Below are 19,174 nucleotides of genomic sequence, written 5' to 3'. Positions count from 1 at the left end.
CCGCCTGCACCGCCTATGCGTGCCTGCCCGCTATTGGTGCGCGCACAACCGCTGCCGGGCTTTTTCTCCAGTAAAATCGGGCATTTCGCCATCGGGCACAGCCTTTGCTAGTACCTGTTCAGCGTTCACATCGGCCTATCAAAAAAAACTAAACGTTTACGGAGACCGCACCATGAAGCGTCGCAGCTTGATCAAGGCTTTCACCCTGTCCGCCTCCATTGTCGCCATGGGCATGACCTGGACCGTGCAGGCCGCCGAGACCATCAAGGTCGGCATCCTGCACTCGCTGTCCGGCACCATGGCCATCTCCGAAACGTCCCTCAAAGACATGGCGCTGATGACCATCGACGAGATCAACGCCAAGGGCGGGGTGAATGGCAAGATGCTTGAGCCGGTCGTGGTGGACCCGGCGTCGAACTGGCCGTTGTTCGCGGAAAAAGGCCGGCAGTTGCTGACCCAGGACAAGGTCGCCGTGGTGTTTGGCTGCTGGACCTCGGTGTCGCGCAAATCGGTATTGCCGGTGTTCGAAGAACTCAACGGCCTGCTGTTCTACCCGGTGCAATACGAAGGCGAAGAGATGTCGCCGAACGTGTTCTACACCGGTGCGGCGCCGAACCAGCAGGCGATCCCGGCGGTGGAATACCTGATGAGCGAAGAAGGCGGCAGCGCCAAGCGTTTCTTCCTGCTCGGCACCGACTATGTGTACCCGCGCACCACCAACAAGATCCTGCGCTCGTTCCTGCACTCCAAAGGCGTAGCGGATAAAGATATCGAAGAGGTCTACACCCCATTCGGCCACGCCGATTACCAGACCATTGTTGCCAACATCAAGAAGTTCTCCGCTGGCGGCAAGACAGCGGTGATTTCCACCGTGAACGGCGACTCCAACGTGCCGTTCTACAAAGAGCTGGCCAACCAGGGTTTGAAGGCGACCGACGTACCGGTGGTGGCCTTCTCCGTGGGCGAAGAAGAACTGCGCGGCATCGACACCAAGCCGCTGGTGGGCAACCTGGCGGCCTGGAACTACTTCCAGTCGGTGGAGAACCCGGTGAACACCAAGTTCGTCGCCGACTGGAAAGCCTATGCCAAGAAACACAACCTGCCGGGCGCGGACAAAGCCGTGACCAACGACCCGATGGAAGCCACCTACGTGGGCATCCACATGTGGGCGCAGGCGGCGGAAAAAGCCAAGTCCACCGACGTCGACAAAGTGCGTGAAGCGCTGGCCGGCCAGACCTTCGCCGCGCCGTCGGGCTTCACGTTGACCATGGACAAGACCAACCACCACCTGCACAAGCCGGTGATGATCGGCGAGATCCAGTCCGATGGGCAGTTCTCGGTGGTGTGGCAGACCCAGGAACCGATCCGGGCGCAGCCGTGGAGCCCTTACATTCCGGGCAATGACAAGAAGCCGGACTATGCGGTGAAGAGCAACTAAAGCCCGACCACAGGTCAACTGTGGGAGGGGGCTTGCCCCCTCCCACACTGTCCGCGCATGACTAGGACATTTGTTTATGCCCGCTGCCCTCAATCGCTATCTCCTGGCATTGCTGCTATTGCTGCCTTTGGCGGTACATGCCGGCGACGCCGAAGACTTCCTGGCCGCCAACCCGACACAACAAGCCAAGCTGCTCCAGGACTGGGCCGCCCAGCCCGACCCGGCGCGCATCGAGTTGGTGGACGCCCTGCAACAAGGCCAGCTCACGCTCAACGGTGAAACCAAGACCGTGCGCCTGAACAACCGCCTGCGTGGCCTGATCGATAACGTACAAGCCAGCCAGCAACTGCTCGCCGCCGACCCCAAGGTGCGCCTGGCCGCTGCGCAAACCCTGCAAAAAAGCGCGCAACCTGCGCAACTCAAATTCCTCGACCAGCAGGTCGCCGCCGAAACCAACGAGGACGTGCACACCGCCCTCAGCCTGGCCCTGGCCAACCTGCAACTGGTGGACACCGACCCGGTGGTGCGCCTCGCTGCGGTGCGCCTGCTCGGCAGTACCGGCGACCCGCTGGCCCGCACCCGCCTCGAAGCGCTGCTGGCGCCCGGTGTGGAAACCGACGCCGCCGTGCACACCGCCGCCGAGACCAGCCTGGCCCAGGTCAAACGCAAACTGATGATGGGTGAAATCCTCGGCCAGGCCTTCAGCGGCATGTCCCTGGGATCGATCCTGCTGCTGGCGGCCCTGGGCCTGGCGATCACCTTCGGCCTGCTCGGTGTGATCAACATGGCCCACGGCGAGATGCTGATGCTCGGCGCCTACTCCACCTATGTGGTGCAACTGCTGATGCAGCGCTACGTGCCTGCGGCCATCGAGTTCTACCCGCTGATCGCGCTGCCGGTGGCGTTTTTCGTCACCGCCGCGATCGGCATGGCCCTGGAGCGCACGGTGATTCGTCACCTGTACGGCCGGCCATTGGAAACCCTGCTCGCCACCTGGGGCATCAGCCTGATGCTGATCCAACTGGTGCGCCTGGTGTTTGGTGCGCAGAACGTCGAGGTGGCCAACCCGCAGTGGCTGTCGGGCGGCATTCAGGTGCTGCCCAACCTGGTGCTGCCGTACAACCGCATCGTGATCATCGCTTTCGCGCTGTTTGTGGTGGTGCTGACCTGGCTGCTGCTGAACAAGACCCGCCTGGGGCTCAACGTGCGCGCCGTCACCCAGAACCGCAACATGGCCGCCTGCTGCGGCGTGCCCACCGGGCGTGTGGACATGCTCGCGTTTGGCCTGGGCTCCGGCATCGCCGGGCTTGGCGGGGTGGCGCTGAGCCAGATCGGCAACGTCGGTCCGGACCTGGGCCAGAGCTACATCATCGACTCGTTCCTGGTGGTGGTGCTCGGCGGTGTCGGCCAGTTGGCCGGTAGCGTCATGGCGGCGTTTGGCCTGGGTATCGCCAACAAGATCCTGGAACCACAGATCGGTGCCGTGCTCGGCAAGATCCTGATCCTCGCGCTGATCATTCTGTTTATCCAGAAACGCCCGCAGGGACTCTTCGCACTGAAAGGACGGGTGATCGACTGATGAACCAGCCACTGATGCTTACGGCCGCACAAAAGGCCGGCCCCAAGGTGACGATTGCAGTCGGCGCGGTGGTGCTGCTCCTGCTGCTGGCCCTGCCGTTGTGTTCGCTGCTGTCACCGGACAACCCGCTGCATGTATCGGCCTACACCCTGACATTGGTGGGCAAGATCCTTTGCTACGCCATCGTCGCCCTGGCCTTGGACCTGGTGTGGGGTTATGCGGGGATGCTGTCCCTGGGCCACGGCCTGTTCTTTGCCCTCGGCGGTTATGCCATGGGCATGTACCTGATGCGCCAGGCCTCTGGCGATGAGCTGCCGGCGTTCATGACCTTTTTGTCGTGGACCGAATTGCCCTGGTATTGGGTCGGCACCGAGCACTTCCTCTGGGCGTTGTGCCTGGTGGTATTGGCGCCGGGCGTGCTGGCGCTGGTGTTCGGCTTCTTCGCGTTCCGCTCGCGGATCAAGGGCGTGTATTTCTCGATCATGACCCAGGCGCTGACCTTTGCCGGGATGCTGTTGTTCTTTCGCAACGAGACCGGGTTCGGTGGCAACAACGGCTTCACCAACTTCCGCAGCATCCTCGGCTTTGGCATTACCGAACCAGGCACGCGTGCCGTGCTGTTCGTGGCAACAGTGGGGTTGCTGGTGGCGAGCCTGTACATCGGCTGGCGCCTGGCCCAGAGCAAGTTCGGCCGGGTGCTGACCGCTCTGCGCGATGCCGAGAACCGCCTGATGTTCTGCGGCTACGACCCGCGCGGCTTCAAGCTATTCGTGTGGGTGTTGAGCGCGGTGTTATGCGGCTTGGCAGGTGCGTTGTACGTGCCGCAAGTGGGCATCATCAACCCGAGTGAAATGTCGCCGACCAACTCCATCGAAGCCGCCGTATGGGTGGCCCTGGGCGGGCGTGGCACGCTGATCGGGCCGTTGCTCGGCGCGGGCGTGGTCAATGGCATGAAGAGCTGGTTCACCGTGGCCTTCCCGGAGTACTGGCTGTTCTTCCTCGGGGCGCTGTTCATCATCGTCACCCTGTACCTGCCCAAGGGCGTTATCGGGCTGTTGAAGAAATGAGGAACGTCATGCTCGAACCTATTTTTGATGCAGGCAGCGGCCGTGATGCGATCGGCATTGGCCAGGCCGCAGGCACCGGCCTGAACACCCGCCACGGCACCATCCTGACCCTCGAAGACATCAGCGTCAGCTTCGACGGTTTCAAGGCGCTCAACGACTTGAACCTGTACATCGGCGTCGGCGAATTGCGCTGCATCATCGGCCCCAACGGCGCGGGCAAGACCACGCTGATGGACGTGATCACCGGCAAGACCCGGCCCAGCCACGGCAAGGCCTGGTTTGGCGAAACCCTCGACTTGACCAGCATGAGCGAAGTGCAGATCGCCCAGGCCGGCATCGGCCGCAAGTTCCAGAAACCCACGGTGTTCGAAGCCCTGAGCGTGTTCGAAAACCTGGAGCTGGCGCAGAAGACCGACAAGTCGGTGTGGGCCAGCCTGCGTGCACGCCTGAGCGGTGAGCAAAAGGATCGTATCGATGAAGTGCTCGACACCATCCGCCTCACCGCTTCGGTGCATCGGCCCGCCGGGCTGCTCTCACACGGGCAAAAGCAGTTCCTGGAAATCGGCATGCTGCTGATGCAAGACCCGCAACTGTTGCTGCTGGACGAACCGGTGGCGGGCATGACCGACGCCGAAACCGAATTCACCGCCGAACTGTTCAAGCGCCTGGCGGGCAAGCATTCGTTGATGGTGGTGGAACACGACATGGGTTTTGTCGGCTCGATTGCCGACCACGTGACCGTGTTGCACCAGGGCAGCGTGCTGGCCGAAGGGTCGCTGGAACAGGTGCAGGAAAATGAGCGGGTGATCGAGGTGTATCTCGGTCGCTAAGGAGAACTGAACATGCTGCAAGTCGACAAGCTGCACCAGTACTACGGCGGTAGCCACATCTTGCGTGGGCTGTCCTTCGACGTGAAGATCGGCGAAGTCACCTGCCTGCTCGGCCGTAACGGCGTGGGCAAGACCACCCTGCTCAAATGCCTGATGGGCCTGCTGCCGGCCAAAGAAGGCGCGGTGAATTGGGAAGGCAAGGCCATCACCGGCTTCAAGCCACACCAGCGGGTGCACGCAGGGATCGCCTATGTGCCCCAGGGCCGGGAGATTTTCGGGCGCCTGACGGTGGAAGAAAACCTGCTGATGGGGCTGTCGCGTTTTCCCGGCTCCGAAGCCAAGGAAGTGCCGGCGTTTATCTATGAACTGTTCCCGGTTTTGCTGCAAATGAAGCACCGGCGCGGTGGCGATTTGTCCGGCGGCCAGCAGCAACAGTTGGCCATCGGCCGCGCCCTGGCCAGCCGCCCGCGCCTGTTGATCCTCGATGAGCCCACCGAAGGCATCCAGCCGTCGGTAATCAAGGAGATCGGCGCAGTGATCAAGAAACTCGCGGCGCGTGGCGACATGGCGATCCTGTTGGTGGAGCAGTTCTACGACTTTGCTGCCGAGTTGGCCGACCAGTACCTGGTGATGTCGCGCGGTGAAATCGTGCAGCAGGGCCGCGGTGAAAATATGGAAAGCGAGGGTGTGCGCGGCTTGGTTACCATCTAACCTGTAGCGTCCTGACGATAAGCACAAGAAACCATGAACCTGCCCGTTTCCCCTGCCCTGTTCACGCCCAGCTGGCACGCCGAGCTGGAACTCGGCTATGCGCGTTTCGGCGACACCACGCGCCCGGTGATGCGCCGCCATCTCGGCCCGCTGCGGGTGCAAAAGCACCTGTACGCCGAAGGTCCCGAGGTGTGCCAGCACATCATCGTGCACCCACCTGGCGGGATTGCCGGCGGTGATCGCCTGGACATCCGCGCCCATGTCGCCGAGGGCGCCTGGGCCCAGTTGACCAGCCCCGGCGCAGCCAAGTGGTATCGCGCCAGCGGCCCGGCGTTTCAGCAGTTGGACCTGACCGTGGAAACCGGCGCGACCCTGGAATGGCTGCCCCAGGAGACCATCGTGTTCAGCGCCGCCCAGGCCGAACTCAGCACCCGCATCGACCTGCACGGCGATGCCCGGTTGTTCTACTGGGACGTGATCGCCCTGGGGCGGCCGGCCAGTGGCGAGCGTTTCGACCTGGGGCACTTTCAATCGCACCTGGATATCCGCCGCGACGGCCAGTTGCTCTGGCACGAGCGCCAGCGCATTGTGGGCGCCGACGGTCTGCTCGACTCGCCCATCGGCCTGGACGGCCAACCGGTGTTCGCCACACTGCTGGTGACCGGCGATATAGAACCTGAATTACTCGAACACTGCCGCGCCCTGCCCCACGCCGTGCGCGGCGACCTGACCCAACTGCCCGGCTTGCTGGTCGCCCGCTGCCTGGCCAGCGAAGCGCTGCTGGCGCGGGGATGGTTGATTGATTTATGGAAATTGTTACGCCCCGCCATGTTTGGGCGAGAGGCGGTCGCACCACGAATCTGGAGCACATGAAGATCAACATGTGGGAGGGGGCTTGCTCCCGATAGCGGTGGATCAGTGACAGATGTATTGCCTGACACGGCCCTATCGGGGGCAGCCCCCTCCCACAGGGGATCTGCGGTGTTTTTATGAATGATGTTTGAAGGACCTTGAACCATGGACCTGACCCCACGGGAAAAAGACAAACTGCTGATCTTCACCGCCGGCTTAGTAGCCGAACGGCGCCTGGCGCGCGGTGTGAAGCTCAACTACCCGGAAACCATCGCCTATATCTCCGCCGCCTTGATGGAAGGCGCCCGCGATGGCCGCACCGTGGCCGACCTGATGCACTACGGCACCACCCTGCTCAGCCGTGAACAGGTGATGGAAGGCATCCCGGAAATGATCCCGGATATCCAGGTGGAAGCCACCTTCCCCGACGGCACCAAACTGGTGACTGTCCACCAACCCATCGCGTGAGGCACGGCCATGATTCGTGATGCAACCGAGCAAGACCTGCCGGCGATCCGCGACATCTACAACGACGCGGTACTCAACACCACGGCGATCTGGAATGAGCAACTGGTGGATCTCGGCAACCGCCAGGCCTGGCTCAGTGCACGCCAGGCCCAGGGCTATCCGATTCTGGTGGCGACCGAAAATGAGCAAGTGATCGGCTATGCCTCGTTTGGCGATTGGCGCGCGTTCGAAGGCTACCGCTACAGCGTCGAGCACTCGGTGTATGTACGCAACGACCAGCGCGGCAAAGGCCTTGGCCCACTGCTGATGCAGGCCCTGATCGAACGCGCCAGAACCTGTGGCAAGCATGTGATGGTGGCGGCCATCGAAAGCGGCAACCTGGCGTCGATCCGCCTGCATGAACGCCTGGGGTTCGTCACCACCGGGCAAATGCCCCAAGTGGGCATCAAGTTCGGCCGCTGGCTGGACCTGACCTTTATGCAACTGACATTGAATCCGGGCGCGCAACCGCCCAAGGAGTGAGTTCGATGAATGCCGCGCAACTGCGTCGAGTCAATGCTGAAAGTTTTGCCCACTACCGCCGGGGCCTGATCGAGCTGTTGCTGGATGCGGTCAAGCACGGTGCGTCGGTTGGTTTTATGGCCGACTTCGATGAGGCCCAGGCCCGCGCCTATCTGGAAAGCGTGCAGGCGAGCATTGAAGACACCAGCCTGTTGCTGTGGGTGGTGGTGCGCGATGAGCAGGTGATCGCCAGCGTGCAGTTGGCGCTGTGCCAGAAAGCCAACGGCCTGAACCGCGCCGAAGTGCAAAAGCTGCTGGTGCACAGCAGCGCGCGGCGCCACGGCCTGGGCCAACAATTGATGAACACCCTGGAACTCGCCGCACGCCAGCACAAGCGTGGCCTGCTGTACCTGGACACCGAAGCCGGCTCGCCTGCCGAAGCCTTCTACCAGTCGTTGCGCTACACCAAGCTCGGTGAACTGCCCGACTACTGCCAAAGCCCGGACGGGCGCTACAGCCCGACCGCCATCTACTTCAAGACCCTGGGGCAACCTGCATGATTCCTGGCGAATATCAGATCCAGCCTGGCGAGATCGAACTCAACGTCGGCCGGCGCACCGTCACCCTCAGCGTGGCCAACAGCGGCGACCGGCCGATCCAGGTGGGTTCGCACTACCATTTTTTCGAGACCAATGACGCGCTGACGTTTGACCGTCCATTGAGCCGCGGCATGCGCCTGAATATTCCGGCGGGCACGGCGGTGCGGTTTGAGCCGGGGCAGAGCCGTGAGGTCGAGCTGGTTGATTTGAGCGGCGGGCGGCGGGTATTCGGGTTTGCCGGACGGATCATGGGCGACCTTTAGGGCCTCATCGGGAGCAAGTCGAATCGTCGCACCGCCCCTCCCACATTTTGACCGTGTTCACACATCAAAGGTGGGAGGGGGCTTGCTCCCGATAGCGGTGTCACATTCAACACATTCTTCTCAGGGCACACACCTATGAAAATCAGCCGCCAAGCCTACGCCGACATGTACGGCCCCACCGTCGGTGACAAGGTCCGCCTGGCCGATACCGAGCTGTTCGTCGAAGTCGAGCAGGACTTCACCGTCTATGGCGAAGAAGTGAAATTCGGCGGCGGCAAAGTCATCCGCGACGGCCAGGGCCAGAGCCAATTGCTCGCCCATGAAGTCGTCGACACCCTGATCACCAACGCGCTGATCATCGACCACTGGGGCATCGTCAAAGCCGACGTCGGCTTGAAGAACGGCCGCATTCACGCGATCGGCAAGGCCGGCAACCCGGACATCCAGCCCGGCGTAACCATGGCCATCGGCGCCAGCACCGAAGTGATCGCCGGCGAAGGCATGATCCTCACCGCCGGCGGTATCGACTCCCACGTGCATTTCATCTGCCCGCAGCAGATCGAAGAGGCGCTGACCAGCGGCGTCACCACCATGATCGGCGGCGGCACCGGGCCGGCCACCGGCACCAACGCCACCACCTGCACCTCCGGGCCTTGGCATCTGGCGCGCATGCTGCAGGCCAGCGACTCGTTCCCGATGAACATCGGTTTTACCGGCAAGGGCAACGCGAGCTTGCCCGAGCCGTTGATCGAACAGGTCAAGGCCGGCGCCATCGGCTTGAAGTTGCATGAAGACTGGGGCACCACGCCCGCCAGCATCGACAACTGCCTGAGCGTCGCCGACCAGTACGACGTGCAGGTGGCGATCCACAGCGACACCCTCAACGAATCCGGCTTTGTCGAAACCACCCTCGCCGCGCTCAAGGGCCGCACCATCCACACCTACCACACCGAAGGTGCCGGTGGCGGCCACGCGCCGGACATCATCAAGGCCTGCGGCTTTCCCAACGTGCTGCCCAGCTCCACCAACCCGACGCGGCCGTTCACGCGCAACACCATCGACGAGCACCTGGACATGTTGATGGTCTGCCATCACCTGGACCCAAGCATTGCCGAAGACGTGGCCTTCGCCGAAAGCCGCATCCGCCGCGAGACCATCGCCGCCGAAGACATCCTGCACGACCTCGGCGCGTTCTCGATGATCAGCTCCGACAGCCAGGCCATGGGCCGCGTTGGTGAAGTGATCACCCGCACCTGGCAGACCGCCGACAAGATGAAGAAACAGCGTGGCGCCCTGCCCGGTGACGGCCCCGACAACGATAACTTCCGCGCCAAGCGCTACATCGCCAAGTACACCATCAACCCGGCGATCACCCATGGCATCAGCCATATCGTCGGGTCCATCGAAGTGGGCAAGTGGGCTGACCTGGTACTGTGGCGCCCGGCGTTCTTCGGCATCAAGCCGACCCTGATCCTCAAGGGCGGCGCGATTGCGTCCAGCCTGATGGGCGATGCCAATGCGTCGATCCCCACCCCGCAGCCGGTGCACTACCGCCCGATGTTCGCCAGTTTCGGCAGCTCACTGCATGCCACCAGCCTGACCTTTATCAGCCAGGCAGCCCTGGACGCAGGCTTGCCGCAAGCGCTGGGCCTGAAGAAACAGATTGAGGTGGTGAAAGGGTGTCGCGACGTGCAGAAAACCGACCTGATCCACAACGATTACCTGCCGGATATCGAGGTGGATCCACAGACCTATCAGGTCAAGGCCGACGGGGTGCTGCTGTGGTGTGAGCCGGCGGATGTGTTGCCGATGGCGCAGCGGTATTTCCTGTTCTGACTTGGAACCTGTGGTGAGGGAGCTTGTGCCCTCACCACAAATCCCCTTAGAACTGCTCGCGCGGATTGAACGCGGCTTTCTGCGCCAGCTCCTGCCACAAGGCTTTCACCTCGTCAGTGCCTGCCGGTGGCATCACCGCCTTGAGCTGCACATACAGGAAGCCACGCTGCCCGGCCTTGTTCAACAAGCCATGGCCCTTGGCGCGCATGCGCTGGCCGTTCTGGCTGCCGGCTGGCACCTTGAGGTTGATCTTGCCGGTCAGGGTCGGCACCGCCACTTCCGCGCCCAGCGCCAACTCCCACGGCGCCAGCGGCAGGTTGATGATCAGGTTTTCGCCATCCACCTCGAACTTGGGATGCGGCGCAAACTTGACGATCAGGTACAGGTCACCGTTGGCCCCACCGCCAATACCCGGTGCGCCCTGCCCTTTGAGGCGGATACGCTCACCGTCGGCCACACCGGCGGGGATCTTCACGTTCAGGCTCTTGGTGGTATTGCTGACATGCCGGCCCGAGGCGTCGTATTGCGGCACCTGGAAGCTGATCTGCTTGGACTCGGTGGACAGCGTCTCTTCGAGGAACACCGACAGCTGCATCTCCACGTCCTGGCCCTTGCGCCCGGTCGGACGACGCTGGCCGCCACCAAAGGCATCGCCACGACCGCCAAAGATCGAGCTGAAGAAGTCAGAGAAGTCTTCGGTGCCCTGGCCACCGCCAAAACCGCCACGGCTCTGCCAGCCGGGCGGGCCCTGGAACGGTTGGCCATGCTGGCCGTATTTGCGCAGCTCGTCGTATTCGGCGCGCTTATCGGCGCTTTTAAGCGCTTCATAGGCTTCGGACGCGTCCTTGAACTTGGCTTCGGCGTCTTTTTCCTTGCTCACGTCCGGGTGATATTTGCGCGCGAGCTTGCGATAGGCGGCCTTGATTTCCTTGTCATCGGCCGTCGGCTCGACACCCAGAATCTTGTAGTAGTCTTTGAAATCCATCGGCGGTTCACCATCCTTAATCGAGATCGCACAGCCCGGGGCACAACGTGCGTTGCTTTGCACCTGTAGAGTGTCGTGGCCTGGGGGTGCGTCAAAGTGTTATCGGCGCTTGCCGTATGCACCAGATGTGGGGGCAAATGCTGAACTTTCAAGCACGATTTAACGGATGGTCGGCCTACGCATCCGCCCTCGACTGGCATACACTGCGCGGCCGTTTTTCAACCGGAACCCGATAGACATGAAAAACCCATCCCCAGCCCGTGCCTGCGGTATCGACTTTGGCACGTCCAACTCCACCGTCGGCTGGATCCGCCCCGGCATGGAAACGCTTATCGCGCTGGAGGACGACAAGATCACCCTGCCGTCGGTGGTGTTCTTCAACTTCGAGGAGCGCCGCCCGGTCTACGGTCGCCTGGCCCTGCACGAATACCTGGAAAACTACGAAGGCCGGCTGATGCGCTCGCTCAAGAGCCTGCTGGGTTCCAAGTTGATCAAGCACGACACCAGCGTATTGGGCACGGCGATGCCGTTCACCGACCTGCTGGCGCTGTTTATCGGCCAACTCAAGAGCCGCGCCGAAGCCACCGCCGGCCGCGAATTCGAAGAAGTGGTGCTGGGCCGCCCGGTGTTCTTCGTCGATGACGACCCGATGGCCGACCAGGAAGCCGAAAACACCTTGGTCGACGTGGCGCGCAAGATCGGTTTCAAGGACATCTCGTTCCAGTACGAACCGATTGCCGCCGCGTTCGACTACGAGTCCACCATCGAGAAGGAAGAGCTGGTACTGATCGTCGACATCGGCGGTGGTACGTCCGACTTCTCGCTGGTGCGTCTGTCCCCGGACCGCCGCCACAACGACAACCGCCAGGACGACATCCTCGCCACCGGCGGCGTGCACATCGGCGGGACCGACTTCGACAAGCAACTGTCCCTGGCCGGCATGATGCCGCTGTTCGGCTACGGCAGCCGCATGAAAAGCGGCGCCTACATGCCCACCAGCCACCACATGAACCTGGCGACCTGGCACACCATCAACTCGGTGTACTCGCAGAAATCCCAGCTGGCCCTGGGCAGCATGCGCTACGACATCGAAGACACCGGCGGCATCGACCGCCTGTTCAAGCTGATCGAACAGCGCGCCGGGCACTGGCTGGCCATGGAAGTGGAAGAGACCAAGATCCAACTCACCCATGACGACAGCCGCCACGTCCTGCTGGACCGGGTTGAGCCGGGGTTGAGCGTGGACCTGAGCCGCGCACTGTTCGAGTCGGCCATCGATGGCTTGCTGGAACGCGTGCGCAACAGCGTGACGCAGTTGCTCACCGATGCCTCGGTGTCGGTGGCCCAGGTGGACACGGTGTTCTTTACCGGTGGTTCAAGCGGTATTCCAGCACTGCGCCACAGCATCTCGGCAATGCTGCCGAATGCCCGGCATGTGGAAGGCAATATCTTCGGCAGTATCGGCAGCGGTTTGGCGATTGAAGCCAGCAAGCGCTACGGCTGCTGAGTGTCACCTGAAATACCGTGGCGACTTCATCGGGGGCAAGCCCCCTCCCACACTGACAGTGTTCACAAGTCGACCTATGTAAACACAGTAAATGTGGGAGGGGGCTTGCCCCCGATGGGGCCCGCCCAGGCAACACACGCCTTAAACCATCCCGCCGAGCTTCAGCTCACTCTTCAGATACGCATAGTAAATCGGCCCCGCCACCACCCCCGGCAAACCAAACGCCGCTTCAAACACCAGCATCGCCAGAAGCAACTCCCACGACTTGGCACTGATCTGCCCGCCGACGATGCGCGCGTTGAGGAAGTACTCGACCTTGTGGATCACGATCAAATACCCCAGCGCCGCCACCGCCACCCAGATCGACAGCGACAGCGCGACGATGGTGATCAGGGTGTTGGACATCAGGTTGCCGATCACTGGCAACAGGCCGAGCAGGAAGGTCAGCACGATCAGGGTTTTGGTCAGCGGCAGGTGAATGCCGCACAACGGCAATACCACGGCGAGGAACACGGCGGTAAAGACGGTGTTGAGCGCGGCGATCTTGATCTGTGCAAAAACGATGTTGCGAAACGCCTGGACCAGCAGGTGCAGGCGGTCGAACAGCGCGGCGGCCAGAGGCTTGCGCTTGGTCAGGTCGGGCACGCGCTGCAGGGCGATGATCGCGCCAAGCACCATGCCGATCAGCAGGGTGACGAACATGTGGGCGGCGTCTTTGCCGACCAGTTGCAGTTCGCTCAGGTGCTTGCTCAGCCAGTCGCCGATGGCCACGCGGAATTCGGCGGCGCTGGCGGGCAGGTAGGCATCGAGGAACGGCGGCAGTTGGCCGCGCGCGCGGTCGACTACGCCCATGAATTTATCCAGGGAAGCCCCGGGATTTTCCGCTTCGTGGAGCAGGAAGCTGATGGCGCCGGCGAAGATCAAGGCGAGCACGCTGACGATCAGGGTACCGAGCAAGGCTACCGCCAACCAGCGCGCGCGCCGCCCTTCGATCAACCGTTGCAGTTGGGGAGTGAGCATGTTGACCAGTTCATAGACCAACAGGCCGGCCAGCAGGCTGGGCAGCAATTTCAGCGGCAATACCAGCAGCAACCCGCCGAAAATGATGATGTAGCTGGCCAGCAACAACACATGACGCTGAGAAAACGTTGGCATACAGCCTCAAAACGAACGGCATTAAAGGATGTGTAGGTGCGAGCTTGCTCGCGAAGGTCGCCAACGATAACGCGTTTATTCTGAATAAACGCGGGGTAATTGTGTTCTTCGCGAGCAAGCTCGCTCCTACAGGTGGGCTGTGTGCGAGTGTCGCAGCCTTCTAGGGCCCGGGGCTATCAATTCTTCAGGCAGGTGCTCATGAACGTCTTGCGCGCATCACCGGTCAGCGCCTTGGTTTTCGCCGACGCATTGCAATCCTTCATCTTCTGCTGCTGCGGCGTGAGCGTCTTCGCATCATTGGCCGCCGGGGCCGACAGGCAGGTTTTCATGAATGCCTTGCGCTCGTCGCCCTTGAGCGTCTTGGTGGTGGCTTCGGCATTGCAGGTGGTCATCTTGTTTTGCTGCGCGGTGGCGGCAAAGCCTTGGGAACAGAGCAGCAGGCCTAACATCATCAACGGAACACGCAACATCTTCATGAAGTTTTCTCCCTGTTACCGCGCCGAGGAGCGCAGCCTTCCGAGAGTGTAGCCAAATCCTGTTACACATTCCCGCGAAGAGAGGATAATCCCCGCTCATTCCTCTGTACGGCGATGTCATGCAATACGCGTATCCCTTGCTGGCCATTTTTATCTGGGCCGGCAACACCGTGGTCAACAAACTGGCCGTGGGTTCGATTTTCCCCGCTGAAATCGGCTTTTACCGCTGGTTGCTGGCAGCACTGCTGTTTACACCGTTCATGCTCAAACCGGTCATCGCCAACTGGCCGCTGATCCGCCCCAACCTGGGCAAGATCTGCATCCTCGGCGTGCTGGGCATGGCGGTGTACCAGAGCCTGGCGTACTACGCCGCTTCGCTGACCAGCGCCACCAACATGGGCATCATCCTGTCGTTGATGCCGTTGATGGCCCTGACGGCGGCCATCATCAGCCTGGGCCAGCGCCTGACGTTTGGTGCGCTGACGGGCGCGGTGCTGTCGTTCGCAGGGGTTGTGGTGGTGGTGTCGGCCGGCAGCCTCGGCGCGTTGCTGCAACACGGCGTGAACCTGGGCGACGCGATGATGCTGGTCGCCACCCTGGCGTACGCGGTCTACAGCACCCTGCTGAAAAAATGGCAACTGCGCCTGCCGCCGCTGGTGCTTCTGTATTTACAGGTGCTGGTGGCAGTGGTGGTGCTGTTTCCGCTGTTTCTGTTTTCGGCAAAAGCCGGCCTGGGCTGGGCGAATATTCCACTGGTGCTTTATGCGTGCTTGCTGGCTTCGATGCTCGCACCGCTGGCGTGGATGCACTCGGTAAAGACCCTGGGACCAAGCCGCACAACGCTGTTTTTCAACCTGCTGCCGTTGATCACCGCGTTGATTGCCGCCGTGGTGTTGAAGGAAGAGTTGGCGCTGTATCACCTGGTGGGGGGCTTGCTGACCTTGGGCGGGGTGATTTTGTCCGAGCGCTGGACCACACCGGTGCGCCGCCAGGCTTAAACCCCGGCGGCCTTCAGGCGCTGGGCATGCTCGACGAACAACCGGATCGGCTCGGCGCCCTTGCCTACCAGGCCCATGGACTGGTTGACGATATCGAAGTGGTCCAGGGCGTAGTCATCGCCGATCACCCGCCCCAGGTGCGAGCTGCAGCGCCCGACCATGCCGTCGCACTGGCCCTTCTCGCGCACGAAGCTGCGGGCGAACACTCGGCAACTGCGATTCGTCCCGTCCAGCAGGTTGCGCCCGCGATCGGTCTTGCCCGGTTGCAAGGTGCCGGACCATGAGTAGTAGCGCACGCCATTGACCACCTCCGCCCCGTGCCCGCCCCAGATGTGCGGCAGCCCTTGGGGATACTCGCGGTTGAACAGCGCCACGCCTGCACTGGTCAGGGAGTGGTGGGACGCCTGCAAGTCCGCCTTGAAGCGCGGGCCGCGATAGCCGGTTTCCAGCAGGCTCATCATCGCTGCAACCAGATGAAACAGCGCGCTCATGAGCCGCCCCTTCACGCTGTCGGCCGGATAATGCGCGTGGATATGGTCCGCCAGTTCCGAGCCGTGGTTAGGCCCGGCCACCGACGTCACCGACGCCACCCACTCCGGGCGCTTGGCCGCCGCATAACGGGCGGTCAGCGCGCCCTGGCTATGGCCGATAAGGTTGACCTTGTCGGCGCCGGTCTCAAGGCGAATCCGCTCGATCTGCGCCAGCAACTGCTCGCCACGCACCTCGCTGGAATCCAGCGGCGCCACCTGGATTGGAAACACCTGCGCCCCACCCGCCCGCAGTGCCGGGACAATGCCGTACCAGTAAGGGAAGAACCCCAGGCGCACGAACCCCAGCATGCCGGGCACCAGCACCAAAGGGTAACGCGTGGCTAACAACTGCGACATGTAGCGAACGCCCTGGATCAAGAAAGGATGATGGCAGGCTAGCGCAATTCCGGCGACGCGCTGATGACACGCCTGGCAAATCCAATAAAACTTTTTGCTGCGCCCGTGACTCACAACTGGGAGCGATCACGCCGACAGAGCGTGGCGTAAAACCGGATTAGCCCCAGGAGATTGAGATGACTGAAGCAAACTTGACTGACGTTGCGACCCTGCGCAGCCGCGCCCGCCAAAACGTCGAAAACGGCGCCGTGACCGAGGGCTATGACGCCGACCGCGAAGAGATTATCCGCCTGCTCAACGGCTCCCTGGCCACTGAGCTGGTGTGTGTGCTGCGCTACAAGCGCCACTACTTCATGGCCAGCGGCGTTAAAGCTGCCGTCGCCGCGCAGGAGTTCCTCGAACACGCCACCCAGGAAGCCGAGCACGCCGACAAACTTGCCGAGCGCATCGTGCAGTTGGGCGGCGAGCCGGAGTTCAACCCGGACCTGCTGTCGAAAAACTCCCACGCCCAATACGTGGCCGGTAACAGCTTGAAGGAAATGGTCTACGAAGACCTGGTGGCCGAGCGGATCGCGGTGGACAGCTACCGTGAAATCATCCAGTACATCGGTGATAAGGATCCAACCACGCGTCGTCTGTTTGAAGAGATCCTGGCTCAGGAAGAAGAGCATGCGGACGATATGGCCGACATCCTCGAAAGTCTCTAAGCAGAGCAATTCAAAAAAATGTGGGAGGGGGCTTGCTCCCGATGACGGAGTGTCAGCCACCGGATGCAGTGGCTGAAACGACGCATCGGGGGCAAGCCCCTCCCACATTTGGGTTTGTGTTCTGTCCGCTAGCCTTTCACCGTCTTCGGTGCCTTGCCCTCCTTCATCTGCTGCAACAACGGTGCACACTGGTTCGGCGCATCGGCGCTTGGTGCCACCAGCGCCAACAGACCCGCTGCCGGGCCGGCGATCACACCCAGAGCCACCATACCCGCGCCACGCAGGGCCAGGGGGATGGCTTTTACACCCGCATTGGGCTTGATGAACGGGCCGTTGACGTACAACGGCGAACGCAGGGAAAACAGGCGGAAGCCCTTGGACTCGGGGGTGACGGTCAGGTCGAGCTGTTCGGTGGCCATGTTGGCGGTGCCATCGATATAGATGATCGCGTTCTCGGTATCGAACACAAACAACCGTGTGGTTGCCAGGCCGGTCTTGATCCCGAAGTCCGCCGCCGCGCAGTTGATCTTCACTTCCTTGTCGCCAAACAGGCGGCCCACCACATAGTTGCCCACGTTGAGCCCGGCAATTTCCATCAGGCCACGGCTGATGGCGCCGTCGTTGATCAGCATCTTCAGGTCACCGTTGGAGGTGCCCAACAGCGCCGCGACGGAGTTACCGCGCCCGGAAATATCGGCATCACCGTTGAGTTCACCAAAGCTGGTTTTCATCGGTTCGAAGGTCGGGAACAACTGCTTGAGTTTGAAGTTGCGCGCAGTGAGTTTGGCGCGGCCTTCCATCGGCGTGGTGCGGCCGTTCAAGCGGATCTGCGCATCCAGCTTGCCGCCGGCGACGCCGAATCGCAGCGGTTCCAGGCTCAGTTCGCCGTCGTTGAGCACCAGGTGGGTGTACAGGTCGTTGAAGGGCAATTCGGCACTGTGCACGATGCGTTTGCCGGTGAATTCCACATCGGCATCCATGTCGCGCCAGCGCTCGGTGCGGAACTCCTCCACCGGCAGCACTTTGGTCGCCGGCTGTTTGCTCTCACCGCCACGCGCTTTTTGCTTGGCGTTGGAGTCGGCACCGATCAGGGGGGCAAGGTCGGTCATCAGCAATTGGTTGGACACCAACGCACCGCTGAGCTTGGGACGTGGCTGGCTGGCGACATAGGCGAGGTTGCCGTGAATATCGCTGTTGCCGATCTTGCCGTTGAAGTTTTCGTAGCTGAATGACGCGCCGCTGGCCTCGTGCAACTTGGCGATCAAGTGGCCGTCAGTGGAGTAGGCCGGTGAATCCGGCAAGGTGACGCCGGTCAGCGGGTAGAGGTTACCCAGGCTGCTGCCGGACAGTTTCAGGCGCAGGTCCAGGGCGCCGAGGTTCAGCGGGTCGGTCAAGGTGCCTGCCAGCGCGATGCTGGTATCGGCAATCTTGACCTGGGCTTGCAGCGGAAACGGCTTGGCCGCGTCCTGCAAGGCCAGCAGGCCACCGATCTTGCCGCTGCCGTCGAGCTTCTGCCCGTGGTACTGGCCTTTGACCTTGAGGGCGAACGCATAGTCCTGGGGCGCGGAGCCTTTTTCCAAGGCCTTCCTGGCATCGGCGTCACCGACGATTTCGCCGAACGGGATCGGCTTGCCCAGGGGGTCGATGATCACGTCCAACTGAGTCTTGAGGGTCTGGTCGTCGAGGGTCACGTGGCCCTTGTCGAAACCAATGGCGCCGATGTCCACCACCCAGTTGGAAGGTTCGGCGTCGGGGTCCTTGGGATCGAACTTGAACGTCCAGTTAGCGCGCCCATCGGCCAGGCGCTGCAACTCCGCACTGGGCTCGGTGAGGTCGATACGCGGGATCACCACGCGCTGCACCAGCAACGCCAGCGGCGAAATACGCAACTCGACCTTTTTCAGCGTGACCATCTGCGGTTTTTTCGACCAGTCGGGGTTGCCCAGGGTCAGGTCCTCGGCAATCACATGGGGCCACGGCACCCAGGCGCGCCAGCCGCCCTCATCGGGCTCACGTGCCCACACCACCGCCAGGTTGCCGTTAATGGCAAACGGACGATGCAGCTCTTCGGAAACTTTGGCATTGAGCGGGGGCTTGATGCGGTTCCAGTCGAAGAACACCAGGACCAGCACCACCACAGCGATTAACACAGCGAAGCTGGCGCAGCTCCAAGTGACGATTTTACGAGTGCGCGTCATTGCACAGGACTCCTGAATACGACCGGCTGAACCAACACCTGTAGGACAGCTTACAAAACTACGACTGGCAAACCACACATGGGTTTAACCCAATCTGAGATTTACCCGTAAAAACCT

At 62.0% G+C, this 19,174-nt stretch carries 19 protein-coding genes; 14 read left to right on the top strand and 5 right to left on the bottom strand.

The window, feature by feature from the left end; genetic code table 11:
* Positions 1–172: 172 nt before the first annotated feature.
* The 11 genes from urtA to ureC all read left to right on the top strand — a co-directional run bounded on the left by urtA (position 173) and on the right by ureC (position 10,144).
* Positions 173–1,438, top strand: coding sequence for an urea ABC transporter substrate-binding protein (gene urtA, locus ACHPFG_RS03860; protein WP_259244687.1), 1,266 nt, complete (start codon positions 173–175; stop codon positions 1,436–1,438).
* Positions 1,439–1,514: 76 nt separating this feature from the next.
* The gene (urtB, locus tag ACHPFG_RS03855) at positions 1,515–3,017 is read left to right on the top strand and encodes an urea ABC transporter permease subunit UrtB (RefSeq protein ID WP_431701644.1); all 1,503 of its coding nucleotides are present in this window, start codon (positions 1,515–1,517) and stop codon (positions 3,015–3,017) included.
* Complete coding sequence (gene urtC, locus ACHPFG_RS03850) at positions 3,017–4,084, top strand: urea ABC transporter permease subunit UrtC (protein ID WP_131696731.1); 1,068 nt, start codon at positions 3,017–3,019, stop codon at positions 4,082–4,084. Before urtB ends, urtC begins: the two co-directional genes overlap by 1 nt.
* A complete protein-coding gene (gene urtD / locus ACHPFG_RS03845; RefSeq protein WP_172681489.1) occupies positions 4,081–4,914 on the top strand; it encodes an urea ABC transporter ATP-binding protein UrtD in 834 nt (277 codons plus the stop codon). The genes urtC and urtD overlap by 4 nt, the downstream gene beginning before the upstream one ends.
* A gap of 12 nt (positions 4,915–4,926) precedes the next feature.
* Complete coding sequence (gene urtE / locus ACHPFG_RS03840) at positions 4,927–5,625, top strand: urea ABC transporter ATP-binding subunit UrtE (protein ID WP_027607728.1); 699 nt, start codon at positions 4,927–4,929, stop codon at positions 5,623–5,625.
* A 33-nt stretch (positions 5,626–5,658) separates the two neighbouring features.
* Positions 5,659–6,498, top strand: coding sequence for an urease accessory protein UreD (locus ACHPFG_RS03835; protein WP_339451370.1), 840 nt, complete (start codon positions 5,659–5,661; stop codon positions 6,496–6,498).
* 144 nt (positions 6,499–6,642) lie between these two features.
* On the top strand, positions 6,643–6,945 hold the full coding sequence (gene ureA / locus ACHPFG_RS03830) for an urease subunit gamma (protein ID WP_003171437.1): 303 nt from the start codon (positions 6,643–6,645) through the stop codon (positions 6,943–6,945).
* A gap of 9 nt (positions 6,946–6,954) precedes the next feature.
* Entirely contained in the window at positions 6,955–7,467 is a 513-nt protein-coding gene (locus tag ACHPFG_RS03825; RefSeq protein ID WP_090400824.1) for a GNAT family N-acetyltransferase, read from the top strand.
* A gap of 5 nt (positions 7,468–7,472) precedes the next feature.
* Positions 7,473–8,006 (top strand): GNAT family N-acetyltransferase, encoded by a 534-nt coding sequence (locus ACHPFG_RS03820; protein WP_431701643.1) that lies wholly within the window; start codon positions 7,473–7,475, stop codon positions 8,004–8,006.
* The gene (locus ACHPFG_RS03815; protein WP_027607724.1) at positions 8,003–8,308 is read left to right on the top strand and encodes an urease subunit beta; all 306 of its coding nucleotides are present in this window, start codon (positions 8,003–8,005) and stop codon (positions 8,306–8,308) included. The genes ACHPFG_RS03820 and ACHPFG_RS03815 overlap by 4 nt, the downstream gene beginning before the upstream one ends.
* Before the next feature lie 135 nt (positions 8,309–8,443).
* On the top strand, positions 8,444–10,144 hold the full coding sequence (ureC, locus tag ACHPFG_RS03810; RefSeq protein ID WP_431701642.1) for an urease subunit alpha: 1,701 nt from the start codon (positions 8,444–8,446) through the stop codon (positions 10,142–10,144).
* A gap of 46 nt (positions 10,145–10,190) precedes the next feature.
* Here the strand turns inward: ureC and ACHPFG_RS03805 are convergent, their stop codons facing one another.
* Positions 10,191–11,129 (bottom strand): DnaJ C-terminal domain-containing protein, encoded by a 939-nt coding sequence (locus ACHPFG_RS03805; protein WP_431701641.1) that lies wholly within the window; start codon positions 11,127–11,129, stop codon positions 10,191–10,193.
* Between the two features lie 238 nt (positions 11,130–11,367).
* On the opposite strand from ACHPFG_RS03805, the gene ACHPFG_RS03800 reads away from it, so the two are divergent.
* On the top strand, positions 11,368–12,636 hold the full coding sequence (locus ACHPFG_RS03800; RefSeq protein WP_131696737.1) for an Hsp70 family protein: 1,269 nt from the start codon (positions 11,368–11,370) through the stop codon (positions 12,634–12,636).
* Between the two features lie 141 nt (positions 12,637–12,777).
* On the opposite strand, the gene ACHPFG_RS03795 is transcribed toward ACHPFG_RS03800, so the two are convergent.
* Both ACHPFG_RS03795 and ACHPFG_RS03790 read right to left on the bottom strand, forming a co-directional pair.
* The gene (locus ACHPFG_RS03795; protein ID WP_431701640.1) at positions 12,778–13,791 is read right to left on the bottom strand and encodes an AI-2E family transporter; all 1,014 of its coding nucleotides are present in this window, start codon (positions 13,789–13,791) and stop codon (positions 12,778–12,780) included.
* 176 nt (positions 13,792–13,967) lie between these two features.
* On the bottom strand, positions 13,968–14,267 hold the full coding sequence (locus ACHPFG_RS03790) for a PsiF family protein (RefSeq protein ID WP_131696739.1): 300 nt from the start codon (positions 14,265–14,267) through the stop codon (positions 13,968–13,970).
* 119 nt (positions 14,268–14,386) lie between these two features.
* Here ACHPFG_RS03790 and ACHPFG_RS03785 point away from each other — a divergent pair, with 119 nt between their 5' ends.
* Entirely contained in the window at positions 14,387–15,265 is an 879-nt protein-coding gene (locus ACHPFG_RS03785; protein WP_131696740.1) for a DMT family transporter, read from the top strand.
* Here ACHPFG_RS03785 and ACHPFG_RS03780 read toward each other — a convergent pair.
* Positions 15,262–16,152 carry an esterase/lipase family protein gene (locus tag ACHPFG_RS03780; protein ID WP_431701639.1) on the bottom strand — a complete coding sequence of 297 codons (891 nt, stop codon included), beginning with the start codon at positions 16,150–16,152 and terminating at the stop codon, positions 15,262–15,264. The genes ACHPFG_RS03785 and ACHPFG_RS03780 overlap by 4 nt on opposite strands.
* Positions 16,153–16,328: 176 nt before the next feature.
* Here ACHPFG_RS03780 and ACHPFG_RS03775 point away from each other — a divergent pair, with 176 nt between their 5' ends.
* Positions 16,329–16,859 carry a ferritin-like domain-containing protein gene (locus ACHPFG_RS03775; RefSeq protein WP_027607715.1) on the top strand — a complete coding sequence of 177 codons (531 nt, stop codon included), beginning with the start codon at positions 16,329–16,331 and terminating at the stop codon, positions 16,857–16,859.
* Between the two features lie 128 nt (positions 16,860–16,987).
* Here ACHPFG_RS03775 and ACHPFG_RS03770 read toward each other — a convergent pair whose 3' ends face one another.
* A complete protein-coding gene (locus ACHPFG_RS03770) occupies positions 16,988–19,057 on the bottom strand; it encodes an AsmA family protein (RefSeq protein ID WP_431701638.1) in 2,070 nt (689 codons plus the stop codon).
* Between the last annotated feature and the right edge of the window lie 117 nt (positions 19,058–19,174).

This window comes from Pseudomonas sp. BR20 (assembly GCF_050780135.1).
In the GTDB taxonomy this organism is placed as follows: Bacteria; Pseudomonadota; Gammaproteobacteria; order Pseudomonadales; family Pseudomonadaceae; genus Aquipseudomonas.
This window is presented reverse-complemented; position numbering and strand designations above follow the sequence as displayed.